General features: G+C 60.4%; 15 protein-coding genes and 1 pseudogene. 4 read left to right on the top strand and 12 right to left on the bottom strand.

From position 1 onward, the window contains the following. Positions 1–6: 6 nt before the first annotated feature. A complete protein-coding gene (locus BSU04_RS33035) occupies positions 7–786 on the bottom strand; it encodes a transporter substrate-binding domain-containing protein (RefSeq protein WP_089164479.1) in 780 nt (259 codons plus the stop codon). A 128-nt stretch (positions 787–914) separates the two neighbouring features. On the opposite strand from BSU04_RS33035, the gene BSU04_RS33040 reads away from it, so the two are divergent. The 3 genes from BSU04_RS33040 (at position 915) to BSU04_RS33050 (ending at position 2,937) form a co-directional block, all read left to right on the top strand. Further along, positions 915–1,874, top strand: a complete 960-nt coding sequence (locus BSU04_RS33040; RefSeq protein ID WP_089164480.1) for a LysR substrate-binding domain-containing protein — start codon at positions 915–917, stop codon at positions 1,872–1,874. A 109-nt stretch (positions 1,875–1,983) separates the two neighbouring features. Then, positions 1,984–2,571 carry a MarR family winged helix-turn-helix transcriptional regulator gene (locus BSU04_RS33045; RefSeq protein ID WP_089164481.1) on the top strand — a complete coding sequence of 196 codons (588 nt, stop codon included), beginning with the start codon at positions 1,984–1,986 and terminating at the stop codon, positions 2,569–2,571. A gap of 24 nt (positions 2,572–2,595) precedes the next feature. After that, on the top strand, positions 2,596–2,937 hold the full coding sequence (locus BSU04_RS33050) for a HigA family addiction module antitoxin (protein WP_089164482.1): 342 nt from the start codon (positions 2,596–2,598) through the stop codon (positions 2,935–2,937). Between the two features lie 50 nt (positions 2,938–2,987). Here the strand turns inward: BSU04_RS33050 and BSU04_RS33055 are convergent, their stop codons facing one another. From BSU04_RS33055 to BSU04_RS33075, 5 genes are all read right to left on the bottom strand, one after another. After that, the gene (locus tag BSU04_RS33055) at positions 2,988–4,013 is read right to left on the bottom strand and encodes an aldo/keto reductase (protein ID WP_089164483.1); all 1,026 of its coding nucleotides are present in this window, start codon (positions 4,011–4,013) and stop codon (positions 2,988–2,990) included. A gap of 176 nt (positions 4,014–4,189) precedes the next feature. Then, positions 4,190–4,984 carry an N-formylglutamate deformylase gene (gene hutG, locus BSU04_RS33060; RefSeq protein ID WP_089164484.1) on the bottom strand — a complete coding sequence of 265 codons (795 nt, stop codon included), beginning with the start codon at positions 4,982–4,984 and terminating at the stop codon, positions 4,190–4,192. Positions 4,985–5,053: 69 nt separating this feature from the next. Beyond that, complete coding sequence (locus tag BSU04_RS33065; RefSeq protein WP_089164485.1) at positions 5,054–6,019, bottom strand: LysR family transcriptional regulator; 966 nt, start codon at positions 6,017–6,019, stop codon at positions 5,054–5,056. Positions 6,020–6,448: 429 nt separating this feature from the next. Continuing rightward, positions 6,449–7,303 carry an oxidoreductase gene (locus BSU04_RS33070; protein ID WP_089164486.1) on the bottom strand — a complete coding sequence of 285 codons (855 nt, stop codon included), beginning with the start codon at positions 7,301–7,303 and terminating at the stop codon, positions 6,449–6,451. A gap of 560 nt (positions 7,304–7,863) precedes the next feature. Beyond that, positions 7,864–8,670, bottom strand: a complete 807-nt coding sequence (locus tag BSU04_RS33075) for an EAL domain-containing protein (RefSeq protein ID WP_089164487.1) — start codon at positions 8,668–8,670, stop codon at positions 7,864–7,866. Between the two features lie 649 nt (positions 8,671–9,319). On the opposite strand from BSU04_RS33075, the gene BSU04_RS33080 reads away from it, so the two are divergent. Beyond that, entirely contained in the window at positions 9,320–10,402 is a 1,083-nt protein-coding gene (locus BSU04_RS33080; protein WP_089164182.1) for a hypothetical protein, read from the top strand. Between the two features lie 37 nt (positions 10,403–10,439). Here BSU04_RS33080 and BSU04_RS33085 read toward each other — a convergent pair whose 3' ends face one another. The 6 genes and pseudogenes from BSU04_RS33085 to BSU04_RS33110 form a co-directional block, all read right to left on the bottom strand. After that, positions 10,440–12,053, bottom strand: coding sequence for an ABC transporter ATP-binding protein (locus BSU04_RS33085; protein WP_179258503.1), 1,614 nt, complete (start codon positions 12,051–12,053; stop codon positions 10,440–10,442). Further along, positions 12,050–13,201, bottom strand: a complete 1,152-nt coding sequence (locus BSU04_RS48140) for an ABC transporter permease (protein WP_089164181.1) — start codon at positions 13,199–13,201, stop codon at positions 12,050–12,052. Before BSU04_RS48140 ends, BSU04_RS33085 begins: the two co-directional genes overlap by 4 nt. Continuing rightward, positions 13,155–14,199, bottom strand: a pseudogene (locus BSU04_RS33095) (microcin C ABC transporter permease YejB). The gene BSU04_RS48140 and the pseudogene BSU04_RS33095 overlap by 47 nt, the downstream one beginning before the upstream one ends. 7 nt (positions 14,200–14,206) lie before the next feature. Further along, positions 14,207–16,045, bottom strand: coding sequence for an extracellular solute-binding protein (locus tag BSU04_RS33100; protein WP_089164180.1), 1,839 nt, complete (start codon positions 16,043–16,045; stop codon positions 14,207–14,209). A 158-nt stretch (positions 16,046–16,203) separates the two neighbouring features. Further along, a complete protein-coding gene (locus tag BSU04_RS33105; protein ID WP_089164184.1) occupies positions 16,204–17,841 on the bottom strand; it encodes a peptide ABC transporter substrate-binding protein in 1,638 nt (545 codons plus the stop codon). A 190-nt stretch (positions 17,842–18,031) separates the two neighbouring features. Then, a partial coding sequence (locus BSU04_RS33110) for a TonB-dependent receptor (protein WP_256983614.1) occupies positions 18,032–20,684 on the bottom strand: 2,653 nt, incomplete at its 5' end.

Raw genomic sequence — 20,684 nt, forward strand, 5'->3', positions numbered from 1 at the left:
ATCCTGTTAGTTGCCGTAGACGTCGAAGTCGAAGTACTTGTGGGCGATCTTTTGGTAGGTGCCGTCGGCACGCATGGCAGCGATCGCGCTATCGATGCTCGCCTTGAGCGCAACGTCGTCCTTGCGCAGGCCGATGCCGGTGCCATGGTCGCCCATCTCAAGCGGCCCGCCGACAAAACCGAAACCCTTGCCTCTCGGGGTCTTCAGGAAGCCGTTATCTGCTTCCACCGACCCGAGCAGCGCCGCGTCCAGCCGGCCGGCCTGCAGATCCTCGAATACGCCCTCCTGGCTTTGATACGCAACCACCTCCACACCACCCGACTGCCAGTTCTTCTGTGCGTAAGTTTCGAACTGCGTGCCGCTCTGCACGCCGATGCGCTTGCCGCGCAGACCCTCTGCGCTAACTGTCAGCGGCGCGCCGGTCTTCGCGATCAAACGTGACTTGAACTGGAACAGCTTGGTCGAAAACGCGATCTGCTGCATGCGTTTTTCGGTGATCGCCATCGACGAGATGATCGCGTCGATCTTGCGTGCCTGCAGCGCCGGGATCATGCCGGAAAACTCCATCTCGACCCATTGGCAATGCATCGCGATGCGGCGGCAAATCTCGTTGGCGAGATCGACGTCGAAACCCGTCACGCTACCGTCGGGCATTTTTACGTCCATGGGCGGATACGTCGGATCAATGCCGAGGCGCAATACGTTCGCGTCTTTCGCGAAGGCCGGCGTGGAGATGGTCAAGGCCGCGATCACGGCGGCGACCAGCAACGAAAAGAGGGGTTTCATCGGCGCTTACTCAGTGGTTGAGACGGGGATGGGGATAACACGTTTGCATGGTACGAGCGCAAAATGCCACCAAACAGGGCCGATTTACTTATCATGATCACTTTTACTTATCACCCCGGGCGGTTATCGTGGACCTGACCTTGACGCAACTTCGCGTATTCGTCGCTGTCGCTGAAGCCGGTAGCCTCAGGGCGGCGGCGCGCAGGCTCGGCATTGCGCAAAGCGGCGTGACGCAGCAGTTGAGGAAACTCGAGACCAGCGCGGGCGGCCCCTTGTTCGAACGTGGGCACCGTGGTGCACGCTTGACGTCCATCGGCGAGCGCTTGCGCATTCGCGCCGACGTGATCCTTGGCGAGTGCGTGCGAACCGAAAACGAAATGCGCCAGTTACGCGGCGAGTTGACCGGCCAAGTCTCGCTCGGCGTCGCGGCTGAAGCCATGATGCGATTATTTCCCGCGCTGCTGGCGAGTTTTCGCGAGCGATGTCCGCGTATCGATGTGCACCTCACCAGCGCCACGTCGCGCGTCCTGACGGCGTGGGTGCGCGACGGCAGCCTGGATTTCGCCTTGGCGCTGGTATCGAACGAAGCCGACATCCACGACCTGGATGCGACCACGCTGTTCGAATCGCCAGTCACCGTGATTGCGAGGCGAGGCCATCCGCTAGGCCACGCGCGAACGTTGCGTGCTCTGAAGGACTGCGAGTGGGTCAGCACCCGGCCTCGTCATTCGGGTGATGTCGTGAACCGCTTGTCCGTTTTGTTCGAAGACGCGGGGCTTGAACCTCCCCGTATCGCGGCTACGACCGAGGCCGTGTTCGACACGCTGCATTGCGTGGCGAACAGCGATTATCTGGCGCTCGAACCCGTGCGTCTCGCAGCCCATCCGTTCTTCAGGGACCATGTGGAGATCGTCCCGATCAAAGAGCAGGCGTTGAGTACGCGCGTGTATCTGCTGCGCCGCGCAGGCGTGCCGTTGACGCCGGTTGCGCAGGAACTGGCGTCCATGGCAGTGTCGTTTGCGAGGATGCTGCCGGCGACGAGAGTGACTGGCGTAAGTGCAGTCATGGATGAAACGCCTCGCCAATAACACGCGATTTTTCCATCATGCCCGCACGGTGCGGCGCCGCTCTTCAGGTTCGTTCCGAGCGGCTATCATGTTGGCCTGGGCAACATCTCGAGCTTTGGGAAACACGGTCATGACTAGAAAAAAAACTGCGGACAGCGCGCCTCGCGAAACTGCTGCAATCCTGCGTCACTGGCACGACGCTGTACCGAACGACCGGCTGGCCCATCTCGTGAAAGATGCCGCGCGTTCGCTGGTGCGCGCGCTGCAGATGCGGCTTGCGGAGCACACCGTGTCGTACGGGCACTGGACATTCCTGCGGATCTTGTGGGAGACGGATGGCTTGACGCAGCGTGAGCTGAGCACGCAGGCGGGAGTAATGGAGCCAACGACCTTTGCGGCCGTCAAGGCCATGGAAGCGCTGGGTTACGTCGAGCGCCAGCAGATGCCGGACAACAAGAAAAACGTGCACGTGTTCCTGACCGCCGAAGGCCGGGCGCTGAAAGAGAAGCTCGTTCCGCTCGCCGAGGAAGTCAATGATGTCAGCGTGGTGGGCCTGAGTGAGCAAGACATCAAGACCGCGCGGAAGGTGTTGCTGGCGCTGATTGAAAACCTGGCCGACGATGAACTGGGATCCACGAATCCAATGCGCCGCGTGCCTTCAACGCGGGAACTGGGACGGATTATTGCCGAGCGTGGGGATGCGGTAGAGGACAGGTGACGCTGAAGATGGACGCGTTGCGCGATTTGTGAATTTCGAACGCGTCGCGATTCGCACACTCCCGGCGATATCCTCGCGGAAGAATGGCTCGCCCCAATGGGCATCACTCAGTACGCGCTCGCAAAAGCAATCGATGTACCGGCACGTCGCATCAGTGAAATCGTTCAAGGGAAACGCGCCGTCGCCGCCGACACTGCCGTTCGTCTCGGCGCATTTTTTGGCGTCGATCCGCAAAGCTGGATGAATCTTCAAACGCACTACGATACCGAACAGGCGCGTGAGAAACTCGGCGATCGACTCATGCAAATCAGGCGCAACGGCGTAGCAAACGAAGCGATCACGTCGCTGCGTCAAGCCGCAAAATAACAGCGGGAGCTGCTCGCAATCCGCACATGAAAGCGGCGTGCCCCCCCTCGTTACACCGGCGACGGATTGCGATCCGCGAACCCGCGTTGATGCCAGTACGGATACGGCAACGGCAACGTGCTCGCTTTATCCAGCGCCGCGATCTGCTCAGCACTCAACGACCACCCTACACTGCCCAGGTTCTCGCGGAACTGCTTCTCGTCGCGAGCACCCACAATCACGTTCGCGACTGTCGGCCGCTGCAGCAGCCAGTTCAACGCAATCTGCGGCACGCTCTTGCCGGTTTCCTTGGCCACGGCATCCAGCGCATCCACAATGCCGTAGACATATTCATCGGCAACCGGCGGTCCCATGTCCGCCGTCTTGTGCAAACGGCTGTTCTCCGGCAACGGGCTGCCGCGACGGATCTTGCCTGTCAGACGCCCCCACCCCAGCGGACTCCACACAATGGTCGAGACCTTCTGGTCCAGTCCCAGCGGCATGAGTTCATGCTCGAAATCGCGGCCGGTCAGCGAGTAATAAGCCTGGTGCACCGAATGCCGCGCGAGGCCTTCACGGTCCGACACCGCCAGCGATTTCATCAAGTGCCAGCCGGAAAAATTCGAGCAGCCGATCACGCGGATCTTGCCCGCGCGCACGAAGTCGTCCAGCGTGCGCAGGGTTTCTTCCACGCGCGTCAATGCGTCGAAACCATGCAGTTGATAGATGTCGATGTAGTCGGTGTTCAGGCGCTTCAAGCTGCCATGGATGGCTTGCGTCAAATGATGCCGGGTCGAGCCGACACTGTTCACATCCGAGCCGAATTGAAACGTTCCTTTCGTCGATACGATCACCTTCGAGCGGCGTCCGGCAATTGCCTTGCCGAGGATCTCTTCCGCCATGCCATCGGAATAGATGTCGGCGCTATCGAACATCGAGACGCCGGCCTCCAGCGCAATGTCGACCAGGCTGCGCGCGCCGTCGGCGTCGGTGCTGCCCCACGCCTTGAAAAAATCATTGCTGCCGCCGAACGTGGCGGTGCCCAGACTCAGCACGGGCACCTTGAAACCCGTTTCACCCAGTAAGCGATATTCCATGTCCTCTCCTTTCCATTGAAAGCCAATGAGCCGCTACCGCGCCGGCGACGCGGGCAGCGAGCTTCGATATTGCGTGGGCCATGTTAAGAGATCGTTGAAAATCGCGCTTGGATGCCCCGCGGCCGCGGCCGGTCCAACGCTTGAACGCTTAAGCGGGAACGATCACAGCCCTCGGATCACAGCCCTCGGATCACATCCAGCGCAGCGCCCACCATGTCCTTCACCACCACCTGAACCTGACTGGCTGCTTCGGGCGCGTAATCGAACGGTTCCGTCTCGTGCATGTAGGTCGACTGGCACATTTCCAGTTGTATCGCGTGAACACCGGTCTCAGGCGTTCCATAGTGACGCGTGTTGTAGCCGCCTTTGAAACGGCCGTTGGCGATCCACGTATAAGCGCTTTGCGCTGCGGCATTCGTGACGGCTTGCAATGCGCCAGGCGCCGCCGTCCGGCCATCCTGCGTACCGACGTTCAGATCCGGAAGCTTGCCCTCGAACAGACGCGGCAGCACGCTTGCAATGGAATGCGCTTCCCACAGCAATACGTTCGGATGCGCCGCCCGCAATCGCGCGAGTTCTGCCTCAAGCACGTCGTGATACGGCTGCCAATAGGTGACGACGCGCCGCGCTTTCTCGGCAGCATCGGGCCCCGCGCCATCGCGATATAGCGGCATGCCACGGAAGGTTTCGCCCGGGCACAGGCCCGTTGTCGTCTGGCCCGGATAGAGGCTCTCATCGTTCGACGGACGGTTCAGGTCGATCACATAGCGCGAGATACGTGCGCCAAGAATCGTCGCGCCCATCTCGCGGGCGAAGTCATACAGGCGATCGAGATGCCAGTCGGTATCGGCGACGGTGAGCGCTATGTCCGTGTACAACGGCCGCAAGCTCTCAGGAATTTCAGTGCCCACGTGCGGAATGGAAATAAGCAGCGGCGCGTCGCCGCGATGCAAGGTGTAGAGATCGGTCATGATGGAATCCGGGCGAAGTAAGCGTATGAAAGAGGTGTGGAAAAGGATCAATAGGCAAGTCGATAGCGGTTATTGGATCGCGTCGTCCGGCAGGTTGGGTAGCGCTTGCTGGAGCGCCGGGCGAATGCGCTGGTCGAGCACCCCACGCGTCAACGAGATCAGTTCGGCCGCAAAGCCGTCCCATTCCCTCTCACGATGCAGCAGGAAAAAATCGCGGCGTGCAAGGCCGCCCGGGGGCAGCGGCAACACATCGATTTCCTCCAGATAATGACGCGCCTGCCACAAGCAAAGCGGCGTGGAGATGGCGAAACCGAGACCTGCGGCAACGAGGCTGAGCAGCGGGTCGGTGGCGTCGAATTCATAACGCCGCGGGCTGTCAATACCGAGGTGCCGCGCAAAGCGCTCCACCTGCTGGCCGATCACCGAGCGCCCCGTATAACGGATCAACGGAAGATTGCTCGCGAGCATACGCCAGTCCGCCGCGGGTCGCGACGCGAGGAAGCGCCGCGACGCAACCGCCACGAATGCCTCGGAGAACAGGGGAATCTCGACAATACGCGGGTCCGAAATGACAGTCTGGGTGCATACGGCCAGATCGATCTCGCGATCGTGCAGCTGCTTGGTCAGCCCCGGCGTCAGTCCCGACCACAACGCAATCTGCCGCGACGAACCCGAGAGTGCGCGAATCAACTCCGGACCAATAGTGGCCGCGAACGAGTCCACACAACCAAGCCGAACCGAAGCGTTGCCTGCATCGGATACCTCGTCGATGCGGGCACTCACGCGTTGCGCGTGATCGAGCAAGGGCGTAGCGAGCTCGAGCAAAGCTCGCCCTGCGCTGTTGGCACGCGGCGGGCGGCTGTCCCGGTCGAACAGGCTTGTACCCTGCTCGCGTTCGAGCGCCGATACAGCCTGGCTGATCGCGCTCTGGCTCACGCCAAGCTGCTTCGCGGCGGCAGTCATCGAACCTGTATCGCAGACGGCAACGAACGCCTGCAGCGCGCGCAGGTCGATGGGGTGACGCGGTCGTCTCATAGGCGCTCCGGTTTGGCGCGGCGCCGGCTTAGCAAGGTTCCCAGGATGCCCGTGAAGGCGAGGAACGTGCAAAGCTGCAGCGTTTTCCGTCGATGTCCATAAGTTTGCCTTATGCAAAATGTTCGCGGAAGCGGCATTTCCTGCAATCGCGATCACGCAGGGCGGCCTCCTGCAGCCCAAGCGTGTGCGCTCTTATCTCATGTGATGGAAGCCAGGGCATGGACGACACGTATGGAGGAGACCCGCCAAGCGTGCTTTATTGTTTGGCGGTGTTCAACACTCAAGGCGCACGCATTTCACTTGAGGAAAACAGAAGAAGCGTGCGCCACGGTCACCACTCGCTGCAAGGGATCAGAAAGACCCTCGCGCGACGCATGATAGCCAGAGCTTGATACCCAGCACTTACCACACGCCGCGCGATGTTCCGGCTTACTTCGAGCCTTCGGGAAAGTCGGCGCCAATAGTCGCCTTCTCCCACGTGTCGAAGTCATGAGTCAGCAAAGCGACTTTCTTGCGCGCCAGCTCAAGCGCGGCTTTGCCAAGCAACAGGCGCAACGGCGGGGTGTCGGAGAGTGCCGCGTCAATGATCGCCTGTGCCGCGCGCACCGGATCGCCCGCCTGATTGCCGCTGCGCGCTTCGGTCTGCTTGCGGCGCTCGCCCGCGGTAGCCGCATAGTCATCAATGCGCGTAGCCGACTGCTTGATCGACGGCCCGGCCCAGTTGGTGCGGAATGGTCCGGGCTCAACCACGAGCACGTCAATGCCCAGCGGTTTCACCTCGATCGCCAGCGACTCCGAGATGCCTTCCACCGCGTATTTGGTGCCGTGATAGTAGCCGGTTGCCGCGAAGCTCGTGATCCCGCCTATCGACGAAATGTTGACAATGAGGCCGTTTTTTTGGGCACGCATGATGGGCAGTACGGCCTTCGTCATGTCGACCAGACCAAATACGTTGGTCTCGAACATTGCGCGGACGGCGTCGTCTTCGCCCTCCTCAATCGCCGCCAGATAACCGTAACCCGCGTTATTCACGAGCGCATCGATACGGCCGAAATGCTTCTGCGACTTCGCGACAACATCGGCGATCTGCTTGCGGTCGGTCACGTCTAGCTGCAACGCCAGCGCACGGTCCCCATAGCCTTCGGCCAGATCCGCGAGCTTGGACGGGTCCCGCGCCGTCACCACGGCGCGCCATCCGCGCTCCAGCACAAGTTTGGCCAGCTCACGGCCGAAGCCTGTCGAGCAGCCGGTGATGAGCCACACGGGGTTGTCTCGATTCATCATGGAAAGCTCCTGTTTATAGATCGGAAAGTCGGTTGTATTGGTGCGTCGGAATGAAGGTGGCGGTTCGGGCCGACGCCTGAGGTTGCATCGCCAGAACCATACCCGCGCGGAAATCCCGTTAAAGCTTACTCGGGATAGGCGAACGCAGCACAACCCGGCCAGGTTGGCGCGCTTGGGGTCATTGCTTTCGATTGCCTGATTCTGCTGGAGGCAACAGCTTCAGTCATGAATATAGCCGGGCGTCGAGGCCGACTACCGTCGAATTCGATTTTGGTTTTATAAGTTTTGGTTCAGGACCGGCCCGTATTTCAACTTGGCTAACGCGCGAAAATTCATGAGGAACCAATGCACTCAAACTCGTCGAAGAGTCTTTTCCTTTATGCGTTAATACCCCGTTTTTTCTGCCATGACTAAATTAATCGACGCCCTCGAAAGGTGCAGTTTTCTGAATCGAAAGGCATCGGTGATATCGCAGCATTTCAGTTTCTGTCACATCTGCTATTCCGGCCCTATCTAAATGCCGATACGGTCGCCGGCTATTTTTCTCAATCCCGGTTTCATCACCCAACGAGTTGCAGCGGCCGCGCCGGCTCGCGTTTGCAACCGGGAATATTCGATAGCCCGAACACCGGCCTCGCGAAATAGAAACCTTGCGCCAATACGTTCGGCCAGCGTGCCAGCCACTGCGCCTGAGCGGCCGTCTCCACGCCCTCGACCACCACCGTCACAGCCAGTTTTTCCAGCAGGTTGAGTATCGCGGATACCACCTCGCATGCACGCGGATCGTCCGGCACCCGCTCCAGCAATTCCTTCGCCAGTTTGACCACATCCACGTCAAGCGCGCTCAGCATGGCAAGCGAGGAATATCCGGTGCCGAAATCGTCGATAGCTATATGCACGTCAATCTCGCGCAATGCATCCATCAGTCCCTTCGAAGCCAGGATTTTCGTCGCGTCTTCCGCCTCGGACAACTCCACCTGAAACAGTCCCGGCGCAACACCGTGCGAGCGCGCGGACTGCTCCAGCCGCCGCGCGAAGCTCGCCCTGGCGACCACCGACGGCGGCACGTTGACCGCGATGGGAAACGCCGGATGCCCTTCGCGCTGCCATGAGCCAAGGTGAGAACAGGTGCTGTCGATGACAAATTGCGTCATGTCCGACGCCACGCCCGGATCGGCGACCGCGCTGATGAACGCGCCCGGCAACAACATGCCGTATTGCGGATGCATCCATCGAATCAAGGCCTCGGCGCTCGACAAAGCGCCTGTCCTTGCGTGGTATACGCCCTGAAACGCAAGCTGAAACTCGCCGGCACGCAAACCCTTGCGCACCTGCTGACATAGTTGGTCGCCAGGTTGGGTCATCATCGTCGCATCCGTCCGCTCCCGGGGGTGCGGCGCCACCGGTCGGCAGGCGCCCAGTCCATCAATCGCACATAACACCACGCGTCATGAACCGGGCTTCTTCACGCACAAGCCGTGCCAGTTGGCCAAATGCGCGGCCTGGCGTACGTTGAGCTCATGTGAAGGCCGGCAAACCCTACACGCGACACAGTTTGCACGCTCGGGCAAGGCACCCTGCGAATGACGCGACCCGTATGTTACGTAACGACTGAAGACTGTTACGCCGGATGTGTCAGCACTTCTTCGTCAGCAAGTCTTAAGCACGTCCACGATTCGGTAAGCTCAGCTCGCGCAAAACGCAGCGACGAAGCCCTTGCCATTATTTAACCCCGGCACATTACGCCACAATCGCCAAGGATCACGGTCAAGCTTACTGTTATTCGAAAACCACGGTAGCTCTTGCCGCTCAATAATGGCTTTCCAACTCGTATATCCATGTGTGTCATTGCCGGTAATCTGAATCCTGCTAATTCCTGTGTATATGTCTCACGTGTCTGGCATTTTGGCGGACACATAGTATTTGTATCTTCCACGATGCTTATAACGGTGGGTATTCAAATGGCCCGATTCAAATCAGCAACAAATTCTTGGATAAGGAATTGGACACTAAACAATGGAAATTTTTCCTTGCACCCTGGTCTTCGTCGATGTCGACGCAACCGCCAGTCCCAATAGCACGAGTAAGGATCCGCTGTCCTACGCCCGCCAGGCGCTTTGTTTAAACAAGACCTTGCTTCATGCAGGCATGCCCCGGCTTAACGTCTTCACGAACGCACCGGACACGGTCAACGCATGCTTTTCCATTGCGCCGGAAGAGCGGCGTCCGCTTGTTCACGAACTGATCACCAGCGTCAACGTTCCAAGGAGCACGGAGTTCTACGCGGCGCATTTCAAGCTTGACCTGCTTGAACAAGTAGCCGACCTGCTCACGACCGACATGTTGCTGCTGCAACTCGACTCGGACATTGTCGCCATCCGTCCCCTGGACGATGAGTTGCTTCAACTCTGCGCCGATGCAGGAGTCGGCGCGTTCGACATATCGGATCAAGTGTTCCCGGCTTACGGCAGCGCCAGCGTCATCAAGGATCTTGAGATCGTGGCCGGCCGGCATCTGCTCAATCCGCGCTGGTATGGCGGCGAGTTCCTCCTCAGCACGAGCGCGTTCCTCAGGGCGCTGGTGCCTCGCGCCCGCGCACACTTTGAACGATATGTCGGCGAGATTGAGCGCCTGCAGCATCACGGCGACGAGTCATTTATCTCCGCCGCACTCAATACGCTTGCTGACGAAGGGCAACAGATCGTGGAGCTGGGCGCGTACCAGGCGATCGGCCGGCACTGGACCGGCAACACGCATCGCGACCTTCGATGGTTCCAGCATTGCTGCTTCGTCCACTTGCCCGATGGCAAGGCGTTGATCGAACGCGAGGCTCGCTATCCCGGCTTTAACCCGAACCGGTTCTGGCGGACGGTGTCGACGGCGCACCTGCTCAACCGCGCGCGCTTCGGCATCAAGCTGTGTTTCGAGGCGACCTCGATCGCGCCGCAACTGCGCAAGATGATCGTGCCGGGGCCGGGTAAGCCGTCAGCGCCGGTTGACAAACCGAGTTCGGGGCCGGACTCGACGGAGCCCGGCTCATTCAGCGCGCCGCGCGTAAAACATCGCCTGAACGAAAAGAGCGACGAGCCGGTGTCCTGAGTTAGCCGCAACTAGCCCTTGTTGCGGCCTGGCCATGTCAAGCCGCTGCGCTCGCTACGATCGACGCCGCGAGCAGCGCCTGTGTATAGGGATGCGCGGGCGCTTGCAAAACGTTCATCGTGTCGCCCATCTCCACAATCCGCCCCGCCTTCATGACCGCCACCCTGTGTGCCATCGCGCGCATCACGGCAAGGTCATGCGTGATGAACAGGTAACTCAGCGTGTATTTTTTCTGCAGCCGCGTGAGCAGGTTAAGCACCTGCTGCTGTATCGATACATCGAGCGCGCTCGTGGGTTCATCGAGTATCAGCATTTCCGGTTCGACCGCGAGCGCCCGGGCAATGGCAATACGCTGCCGCTGGCCGCCGGAAAATTCGTGAGGATAACGCGACAGGACATCGGCCGGCATACCCACTTCGTCGAGCAGCGCCACCACGCGTTGACGGCGCGCTGCGGCCGTCACCTCCGGCCGATGCAATGCAATCCCTTCGCCCACGATCTGCTCGATCGTCATGCGCGGCGACAACGATCCGTAGGGATCCTGAAATACCACTTGCAGCCGCGACGAAACACTGCGCCGCGAGGTCGCGCTCTTGAGCGTGGACAAGGACTGCCCGTCGATATGGATCATCCCTTGCGCCGGCCGCTGCAGGCCCAGGATGGCAGCGGCAAGCGTGGACTTTCCCGATCCAGATTCGCCTACTATGCCGAGCGTTTCGCCGCGTCTCAAAGTGATGCCAACGTCCTGCAACGCGCGGAATGAAGACTTCGAAAACGTGGACCGCCAGCCTTTCACCGAAGTCCGGTAGTCTACCGACAGCCCCTGCACTTCGAGCAGCCGCCGTGCGTCCGAAGCGATCGGGTCTAGAGCGCGTTCGGGCTCGCTGTCAAGCAGCCGGCACGTGTAGGGGTGCTGCGGATTTGCAAACAGTTCCGCAGTCGAATTGGTTTCCACCAGCACGCCCTTCTCCATCACCGCCACGCGCTGCGCAAAGCGCTTGACCAGGTTCAGGTCGTGCGTGATCAGCAGCACCGCCATGCCGCGCTCGACCGCCTCCTGTTCCTGCAAGCCGATCAGCAATTCCACTATCTGCTGGCGCACCGTCACATCGAGGGCCGTGGTCGGTTCATCGGCGAGCAGCAGGCGCGGCCGGCACGCCAGCGCCATCGCGATCATCGCGCGTTGCCGCTGACCGCCCGATAGTTGATGCGGGAAACTGTCGATACGCCGTTCCGGTTCGGCGATACCGGTGCGCCGCAATAGCTCGATACCCCGCTCGCGTGCCGCGTTGGGCCGCAAACCTTCGTGCAGACGCAGGCTCTCCGCGATCTGCTTGCCGATCGTGAACAAGGGGTTCAGCGCGGTCATCGGTTCCTGAAAGACCATGGCGACGTCGCGGCCGCGAATGCCGCGCATCTGTTGCTCGGTCTTTTGCAGGAGATCGTCGCCGTCCAGCAGGATGCGCCCCGTCTGGCGAGCGTTGTCCGCAAGACCCAGGATGGAAAGCGCCGTGACGCTCTTACCCGATCCCGATTCGCCCACCAACGCCACGCGTTCGCCGCGCCCGATCGAAAGATTGAGGTCCCGTACGACGGTCTTGTCGCCGAAAGCAATCGATAAACCGTCGAGTTGCAGCAGAGGGGCCGTCACTTTTGTGCCCCTCCGAATGCGGAACCGCGCGTGCGCGTATCGAGCGCGTTGCGTAACGCGTCGCCCATGAAGGTCAGCAGCAGCAAGGTGACGACAAGGCCACCGAACGCCGCGCCGGAGATCCACCATGCATCGAGATTGTTTTTGCCTTCAGCGAGCAGTTCGCCCAGGCTCGGCGTGGGTGCGGGCACGCCAAGCCCCAGGAAGTCGAGGCTCGTGAGCGAGAGGATCGCCGCGCTCATGCGGAACGGCAAGAAGGTGATCACCGGCGTAAGACTGTTGGGCAGCACGTGACGCCACATGATCTGCCAGTTCGACAACCCCATCGTCCGAGCCGCGCGAACGTAGTCAAGCGAACGGTTGCGCAGGAATTCGGCGCGCACGTAGTCCGACAGCGTGAGCCAGCCGAACGCCGAGAGCAGGATGAACAGCAGCCACAGGGTAGGTTCGAAGATCGATGCGAAGATGATCAGGAGGTACAGGTCGGGCATCGAACTCCATATCTCTATCAGGCGCTGGCCGATCAAGTCGGTGCGGCCACCGTAAAACCCCTGCACTGCGCCCGTCAGGACGCCCAGCAAGACGCCCGAGACCGTGAGTGCGAGCGCCATGAGCACAGAGAGCCGGAAACCGTACAGCAGGCGCGAAAGGACGTCGCGGCCGAACTGGTCCGTCCCGATCCAGTTGGTGGCCGAGGGCGGTGCGGGATTGGGTGTGGTCGCGAAATAGTCGACGGTGTCATAGTGGAAATGATTCGGCGGATAGATCGCGAAGTTGCCCTTCGACTCCAGCCGGTCGCGAATATACGGATCGAGATAGTTCGCGCGGGCCGGGAAATCGCCGCCGAATACCTTCTCCGAATAGTCCTTCACGATCGGGAAATAATAGTGTCCTTCGTAGCGGATCAACAGCGGCTTGTCGTTTGCCAACACCTCGCCGAGCAGGCTGACGACAAACAACGCGACGAAAACTATCGTGCTCCAGTAGCCCAGGCGTTGCGCCTTGAACCGCAACCATACGCGCCGGCCGGGCGACTCGGACGGCGGCGGTGTCGCGACAGAAGCTTCGCCCATGATGGGATTCACGGAGACGTTCATGCGCTCACCGGTCCAGCCGGTCGAACTGGATGCGGGGGTCGACGAGGACATAACAAACGTCCGCAATAAGCTTGGTCACAAGACCAATCAGGGTGAACAGGTAAAGCGAACCGAGCACGACGGGATAGTCACGCCGGATCACCGAGTCGTAGGAGAGCTGCCCCATGCCATCGAGCGAAAACAATGTCTCGATCAGCAGGTTGCCGTTGAGGAACGCACCCACGAAAGCCGCAGGCAATCCGGTCAAAAGCGGAATCATCGCGTTGCGCAGCACATGTTTCCAGAGCACGTCACGTTGCGGCGCACCCTTCGCACGCGCGGTCAGCACGTATTGCCGGCTGATCTCCTCAAGGAACGTGTTCTTGGTCAAGATCGTGATGATCGCAAAGTTGCCGACCACTGCAGCGGTCACCGGCAACGCGATGTGCCATAGATAATCGAGCACCTTGCCCGCCATGCTGAGCTGGTCGAAGTCGTCGGAGGTAAGGCCGCGCATGGGAAATACCTGCCACAGCGTACCGCCGCCAAACAGCATCAGCAGCAACACGCCCAATACGAAACCGGGAATGGCGTAGCCGGTCAGCACGAGCACGCTCGTGGCGGTATCGAACCGGGAGCCGTTTCGCACGGCCTTCGAGATCCCCAGCGGCACCGCCGAGGTAGGTCAGCAGCACGGTCCAGAGGCCCAGCGTGATGGACACCGGCAGCTTGGAACGGATCACCGCCCAGACGCTTTGATGTTGATAATACGACTGGCCGAGATTGAAGCTCGCGTAGTTCCTGAGCATGCTCGCGTAGCGCACGAGCGGCGGTTTGTCGAAGCCGAATTGCTTCTTGAGTTGCTCGACCTGCTGTGGGTCGACCCCCTGGCTGCCGTGATACCCGCCGGCCCCGCCCCCCTCGCCGTGGCTCCCGCCATGGCGCATCTGGATCAGGATTTGCTCCACCGGTCCGCCCGGCACGAATTGCGTCACGGCAAAGGTCAGCGTGACCACGCCGATCAGCGTGGGAATCATCAACAACAGGCGTCTGAGGATATAAGCGGCCATGGCAATCTCAGTGTGTTGATGCAGCCGTAGTAGCACCGGACGGCGCCTTCACGAACCAGTAGTCGACCAGCCAGTCCTCCGCAAGGTAAGAAAGCGGCGACACCCGGGGAAAGCCCATTCGCGCCCGGTAGCCCACGCGCGTAGTAGGCGCGTAGTACTCCGGCACAATGTAATACTCGTTGATCAGGATGCGATCGAGCGCGCGCGTGGCCGTTTCAAGATCGCCTAGCGTCTGCGCTTTCAACGCAGCGTCTATCATCGCGTCGGCGGCCTTCGAACGGACTCCCGGAAAATTTTCCGAACCCGGCTGCGACGCCGCCGCGCTGCCGAAGCGGCGTGTCAGTTCGCCGCCCGGGATGGTGACGGGTGCATAGATATACGTCGTCATGTCGAAGTCGAATGCGTCCATGCGTTTCTCGTACAACGCGCTGTCGAGTTCCCGCAGATGCGCCTGTATGCCAAGCGTCTGCAACTGCTGGATATACGGCAGGACGACCTTGTCCATGCCGGGTTGGTCGTCCATGATCTCGATGGTCATCGGCGCGCCGCTGGCGTCGCGCAATGCACCGTCACGATACTGCCAGCCCGCTTCGTTCAGGAGCGCCTGGGCTTCACGCAAATTGGCACGCAGCGAATGTGGCGGCACAGTGTCCGGCTGCTTCAGCATGGGGCCGAACACGGCAGCCGGAAGAGTCGAACGATACGGTTCGAGCAGCGCAAGCTCCTTTGCATCCGGCACGCCCTGCGCGCCAAACGGGGAGTCCTGGAAATAGCTGCCCGTGCGGCGGTATAGATTGTAAAAGCCCATCCGGTTCAGCCAGTCGTAGTCGAAAGCAAGCGTCAGCGCACGACGCACACGCGCGTCCGCGAACTGCGGTCTGCGCGTGTTGATGACCAAGCCCTGCATCTGCGCCGGACCGTCGGGGAACTGGCTTTTCCTGAGCGACCCGTTGCTGAAGTTCTTGCCGATGTACTTGCGCGCCCAGGTCGAGGACGAATACTCAGCGCGCATATCCGTGTGGCCGGCTTTGAAATCTTCCAGAGACGTGTAGGCGTCGGTGAAAAGCCGGAACGTGATGCGCTGGAAGCGGTACATGCCGCGTCGGGACGGCAAATCGGCGGCCCAGTAATCCGGGTTGCGCCTGTACGTGATCTGCTTGTCGTTCTTGCGCTGCTCGATCAGGTAAGGACCGCTTGCCACCGGCGGCACATCCGATATCTGATCGAACGGCGGCCGCGTGCCGTCTGCTTTCACGCCCCACTTCGGCGAGAAAACTGGCAAGTCCCCCGCGATCAGCGGCGCATCGCGGCGCGCTTCCTTGAAATCGAAGCGCACCGTCAGGCGATCGACCACGGTCGCGCGGCTGATGTTGGCGAACTGCGAGTTGTAGATCGGCGAGACCTGATGGCTTGCCAACGTGTCGTATGAATATTTCACGTCGGCTGCGGTGATCGGGTCGCCGTTGGAAAAACGCGCCTTCGGATTGATATGGTACGTGGCTGACTTGCCGTCCGGTGTGACCTCCACGTCGTCCGCGATCAACGGATACTCCGACGCCAGTTCGTCCCAGCTTCGCTGCATCAGCGTGTCGAACATCAGGTTCTTCAGGTCGGGCGCCGGTACGCCGCGAAGCAGGAAGGGATTCATCGAATCGTAACTTTGCAGCTCATCGTAGTTCTGGAAACTCATGTCGCCGTTAGCCGGCGCGTCCGGGTCCGCATAGTCGAAGTGCGTGAAGTTCGCCGGATACTTCGGCTCGTCGTATTGGGCGATCGACGGGTTCGCTAACGCTTGCGATGCAAAGAGCAGTGCAGCAACGCCCAGCGTAATGAAGTCCCTATTCATTGTCGCTTGCCGCCGGCGCCCACAGCGCGCCTTCCAGGGGATGATGCGGTTCGTTCATGACAAAACCTGAAGGGTGAAACGGATGCGTGCGTCCGGATGAAAATGCGACGCCGGCCACTCGTCGCGCGCATGTCGAGTGGCCGGGCCGCGCACCGCGCTCAATGCTTGATAATGTACATGTCTTCGCTGCGGTAATGGTCCATCGGGTTTTTCGTGGAATAGCCTCCCACGTAACTCTTGACCAACCGCACCAGCGTGTATTGCAGCAGCGGCAGCATCGGATAGTCTTCCATTGCCACCTTGGCTGCTTCGGTCTGCAACGTCTGGCGCGTGGCCGGGTCGGTGGAGTTGGATGCCTGGCGCATCAGCGCATCGGCTTTGGGATTGCACGCCTGGTTGTCGTTCTGCTCGGAACCGCATTGAACCAGTGTGAGGAAAGTGCTTGCGTCGTTGTAATCCGCGACCCAGCCGTTGCGTGCGATCTGGTAGTCGCCATCGTGCCGCTTCTTGAGCAGCACCTTGAATTCCATCGCCTGGATTTCAGTATCCAGACCCAGTTTCGTCTTCCATTCGGAAGCCGCGAAGATCGCCATCTTCTTGTGGTACTCGCTCGTGTTGGTGACGAACTGCAACTTGGTGCCAGGTTTCACGCCCGCCTCGGCCAACAGTTTTTTCGCCTCGTCCACGCGCTTCGCCATCGGCCATGAGGCCCAGTCGTACGCACTGACGTCTGCCCCCTTCACGCCTTTCACGATGACGCCATACGCCGGGATCTGGCCGTCGGCAGTCACACGCTGAGCCAGGATGTCCCGGTCGATGACCATGGACAGCGCCTGGCGCACACGCACGTCCTTCAGGAGCGGGTCCTTGTTGTTAAACGAGTAATAGCGCAAGCCGAGCATGGGCGCCGCGCGCATCTCGTTCGGGTACTCCTGTTTGTAGCGGGCAAAAGTGCCCGAGGGAAGCTGGTTCACCCAGTCGTCACCGCCGGACTTGTACAGATCCACGTCCGTGTTTTCGTCTTCCACAGGCAGGTACGTGACCTGGTTCAGCTGCACGTTAGCGGCATTCCAGTATTGCGGGTTTTTCGCCAGCACGAGGCGGTTGTTCACCTGCCAGTCCTTCAGCATGAAGGCGCCGTTGCTGATCAGCTTGCCGGGTTTGGTCCAGTCGTGGCCGTATTTGTCGACGCCCGCCTTGTTCACCGGCCCGAAGTTCGTATTCGACATCAGGTCGGGCAGGAACGGCACCGGATAAGGAGTCTTGATTTCGACCGTATACGGGTCGAGTGCGCTCACGCCAAGCGACGCCACCGGTTTCTTGCCTGCCACAATGTCTGTTCCGTTCAGCAGGAACATGCCGTAGGTGGTGGCGTACGGTGAAGCCGTTTTTGGATCGACGAGACGCTGGGATCCGTAGACAAAGTCAGCGGCAACAACAGGCTCGCCGTTGGACCACTTCGCATTCTTTCGCAGATGAAAGACCCACGTGGTGGGGTCCTTCATCTCCCACTTTTCAGCGACGCCGGGGACGGTCTCACCGTCGGAACGGGTGGCGGTCAGCCCTTCAAACAGATCGCGCGCGACGGTATTGGCCGGCACGGACTCCGCCACGTTCGGATCGAGTGTCTCGACTTCAGTGCCATTGTTGCGCACCAGTTCCTGCTTCGCGGCGAGTTGCACGCCAGGAGGAACGACTGCCGCCTGCACGGCGCCAGCGAGCATGACGCCACCCAGAGCAAGCGCCGCGGATGCGCGGCAAAGACGGATCGAAGAAGGACGTGGTGCGAAAAACATCTGGAAACTCCTGGTATTCGTTACTTCCACGCTCGGCGTTGACTGCGGCCTTGAGCGCGTCGTGCGATGAGGCGTCGAAAGATCGACGATTGAATCGAAGGGTCCGGGATTGTCGAAAACAAGGTCGCTCCAGCGCCGCATGACACGCGCTGGAGCGACCGTTCAATCGGTCAAACACACTACAGCGACATCAGAACTTGTACGTTGCGCCAATTTGCGCGAAGCGGCCAATGTTCGTGTATATCGACTGGTCGTAGCCATTCTGATCGAGCGTGCCATTTGCAAAGATCGGATCGTACGGCGGCGCACGGTTGAAGATGTTGTCGATACCGCCGTAGATCGTCCAGTGCTTGAAGCCCGTGTACGTCATCATCAGGTTGAACTGGCTGTACGATCCCACGTGGGACGGCCCGTCGGCAACCAGGTTCTGCGCATACGGACCGGTGAACTGCCAGGTCAACGCTGCGTCGAACTTGTTGTACGCCCAGTCCAGCGTGGTATTGCCCTTCCAGCGCGGGAAGCTGCCGCCGAACGGCTGTGTGAGGGTGTAGTCGTTACCCGCACCATTCACCGGCGCCTGACCCGGCGAGCCGAGCTTGAAGCTGTTCACGTAAGCCCAGTCAGCGGACAACGTGAACGTCCCGGTCTTCGTCGGCAGCGACTGGCGGAACGTGCCTTCGAAACCGTTCGTATCGAGGTAGCCAAGGTTCTGGTAAGGGATGACCTTGTACAGGAGATCGCCCGTGACCGGGTCGGTGACAACCTGGGAAGGCGAGCCCTGGCCGATCACGTTATCGACACGAATCTTGTACCAATCCAGGCCGATATCGGTCGTACGCGTGGGCGACAGCTGGAAGCCGATGCTCAGGTTTTTCGTACGCTCCGCCTTCAGGGCCGGATTACCTTCCGTGATCGACGTGTAGTTCTGGCCGGTGGCCTGGTCGACCTGAATACCCATCGTTTGCGAGTTGCTGTTCTCAACGAACGTCGGCGCACGGAAGCCACGGTTGTACGAGGTGTACATCGTGAGTGCCTGAACCGGCTGATAACGCAACGCGAAACGCGGCGAGAACGCACCGCCGACATCGCTGTAGTGGTCGTAACGGCCCGACTGGCTGAACGTCAGTGCGCGCACAATTGGAATGTCCACCTGGTAGTACACGGCAGCCACGTTGCGCTGGCCGTTCACCGTCTGGAGATTCGGGCTGATGACCTGACCTTGTTCGAATGCCGCACCCGGGTTCATCACTTCACTCTGGTGAGTGAACTGTGCACCGAAGCCAAGACCCACATCACCCGCTGGCAGACTGAAGAGGTGTGGCGTGGACAGCGTCGCGTCAACGGTATCGAGCTTCGAGATAGCCAGGTTGTTCGCATCCTGGTACAACCCGTTGAGGCCGTTCGGCGTCGCGGCGGGATTCGAGAAATCGAACGTACCGTTCTGGTAAATATTGGTCAGTGCCGCGGTGTTGAGCTGGTTCGTATAAGTGTTCGAAACCGTGCTTTGCGAGTGACTGACCGAGCTCGCCCAATCCCACTCGCCATTCGGCAAGTTGAACGAGCCCTTGATGCCCGTCGACGCGCGCCAGTAAGTGGCATACGTGTCTTCCGCTACCGCGCCCGGGAACGCATACGTGAGCGGCGTGGATACCCCATACGGGTTGTACTGATTGCTCGCCGGCACATTGAAGTTGAACGGCGAAAGCAGTTTGGTGTTCGGGTTCCACACGAGTGCGGGAACCTGCGGATTGCCGATAACGTTGTTCCACAGACCGTCATTCGTCGTGGTCTTGTTGCTGCTGATCAGGAAGTCGCCAAACGCCGTCGTCTCATCGTTGATCTTGAAATCAGCGTGAAGCTTCGCGTTCAAGCGCTCGGTCATCGGCGCGATAGACGTGCTTTCCGCGGAGTTGTATCCGCAGATCGTGCCCGGCAATCCCGATGTCAGCGAGTTGGTGCCAGCGGGATGCACCGCACCGCCGTTCGCACAGCCGCTCAATGCCTGCACGCTGCCGTCGGGCATATTCCAGTACGACGGCGCGAGCAACGAATGGCCGCCCGGATTGTTGGTGAAATCCTGCGAGCTCGTCGCATCGCGGTCGGCCAGCGTGAAGCCGTTCGACTTGTAGTAGCTTGCCGCTGCCGTCACGTTGAAGCGATCGGCGTTGAGATCGCCAAAGCCGGCGAGCACGCCGAATTTGGTCGTGCCCGCGCCGCCGCCCTGGCTGATGGCGCTGCCATAGCTGCCGTCGAGCTGCAGTCCCTGGAAGTCATGCTTCGTGATGATGTTGACCACGCCCGCGATGGCATCCGAACCGTATTGCGACACGGCACCGGTCTTCACGATTTCGATGCGGTCAATGGAGTTCAACGGCAGCGTGTTCAAATCGAAGAAGGAGTCGACGCTGTTCGAGAAGAACGCGAACGGCGCGACGCGCTGTCCGTCCACCAACACGAGCGTGTACTTTTCGCTGAGGCCGCGCAGGGCGATACCCGCAGCGCCTGCGGCAAAGTTTCCGGACTGGCCTTCGCCCCAGCTATTGGCCGAGTTGGCTGAGGTCGTGCGCAGATAATCGGCGACCGTCGTGGCGCCGCTCTCCTGAATGTCTTTCTGCGAAATCGTCTGAACTGCATTGAAGCCCACCTTGTCGGCGCTACGAATCAGCGACCCGGTCACTTCAAATTTCTTGATTTGCTGGACGCCCTTTTCAGCAGTCGGTGTCGCGGTGTTGTTGTCCGCGGACGGAGTTGCAGCGGTGCCTGATGCCGGTGCCGCCACTGCTGCTGCCGGCGCGCTTTCCGTCGTCGTCGCGCCGGCCGCCGTGCCAGTGGCGGCCGGCCGG

The sequence above is a fragment of the Caballeronia sordidicola genome (assembly GCF_002220365.1).
Classification (GTDB): Bacteria; Pseudomonadota; Gammaproteobacteria; order Burkholderiales; family Burkholderiaceae; genus Caballeronia; species Caballeronia sordidicola_C.

Coding starts and splice junctions, on each gene's coding strand:
- BSU04_RS33055 (WP_089164483.1), bottom strand. CDS start 4,013: ATGGAATATCGCTTACTGGGTGAAACGGGTTTCAAGGTGCCCGTGCTG.
- BSU04_RS33070 (WP_089164486.1), bottom strand. CDS start 7,303: ATGATGAATCGAGACAACCCCGTGTGGCTCATCACCGGCTGCTCGACA.
- BSU04_RS33100 (WP_089164180.1), bottom strand. CDS start 16,045: ATGAATAGGGACTTCATTACGCTGGGCGTTGCTGCACTGCTCTTTGCA.
- hutG (WP_089164484.1), bottom strand. CDS start 4,984: ATGACCGATCTCTACACCTTGCATCGCGGCGACGCGCCGCTGCTTATT.
- BSU04_RS33065 (WP_089164485.1), bottom strand. CDS start 6,019: ATGAGACGACCGCGTCACCCCATCGACCTGCGCGCGCTGCAGGCGTTC.
- BSU04_RS33080 (WP_089164182.1), top strand. CDS start 9,320: ATGGAAATTTTTCCTTGCACCCTGGTCTTCGTCGATGTCGACGCAACC.
- BSU04_RS33075 (WP_089164487.1), bottom strand. CDS start 8,670: ATGATGACCCAACCTGGCGACCAACTATGTCAGCAGGTGCGCAAGGGT.
- BSU04_RS33035 (WP_089164479.1), bottom strand. CDS start 786: ATGAAACCCCTCTTTTCGTTGCTGGTCGCCGCCGTGATCGCGGCCTTG.
- BSU04_RS33105 (WP_089164184.1), bottom strand. CDS start 17,841: ATGTTTTTCGCACCACGTCCTTCTTCGATCCGTCTTTGCCGCGCATCC.
- BSU04_RS48140 (WP_089164181.1), bottom strand. CDS start 13,201: ATGTCCTCGTCGACCCCCGCATCCAGTTCGACCGGCTGGACCGGTGAG.
- BSU04_RS33045 (WP_089164481.1), top strand. CDS start 1,984: ATGACTAGAAAAAAAACTGCGGACAGCGCGCCTCGCGAAACTGCTGCA.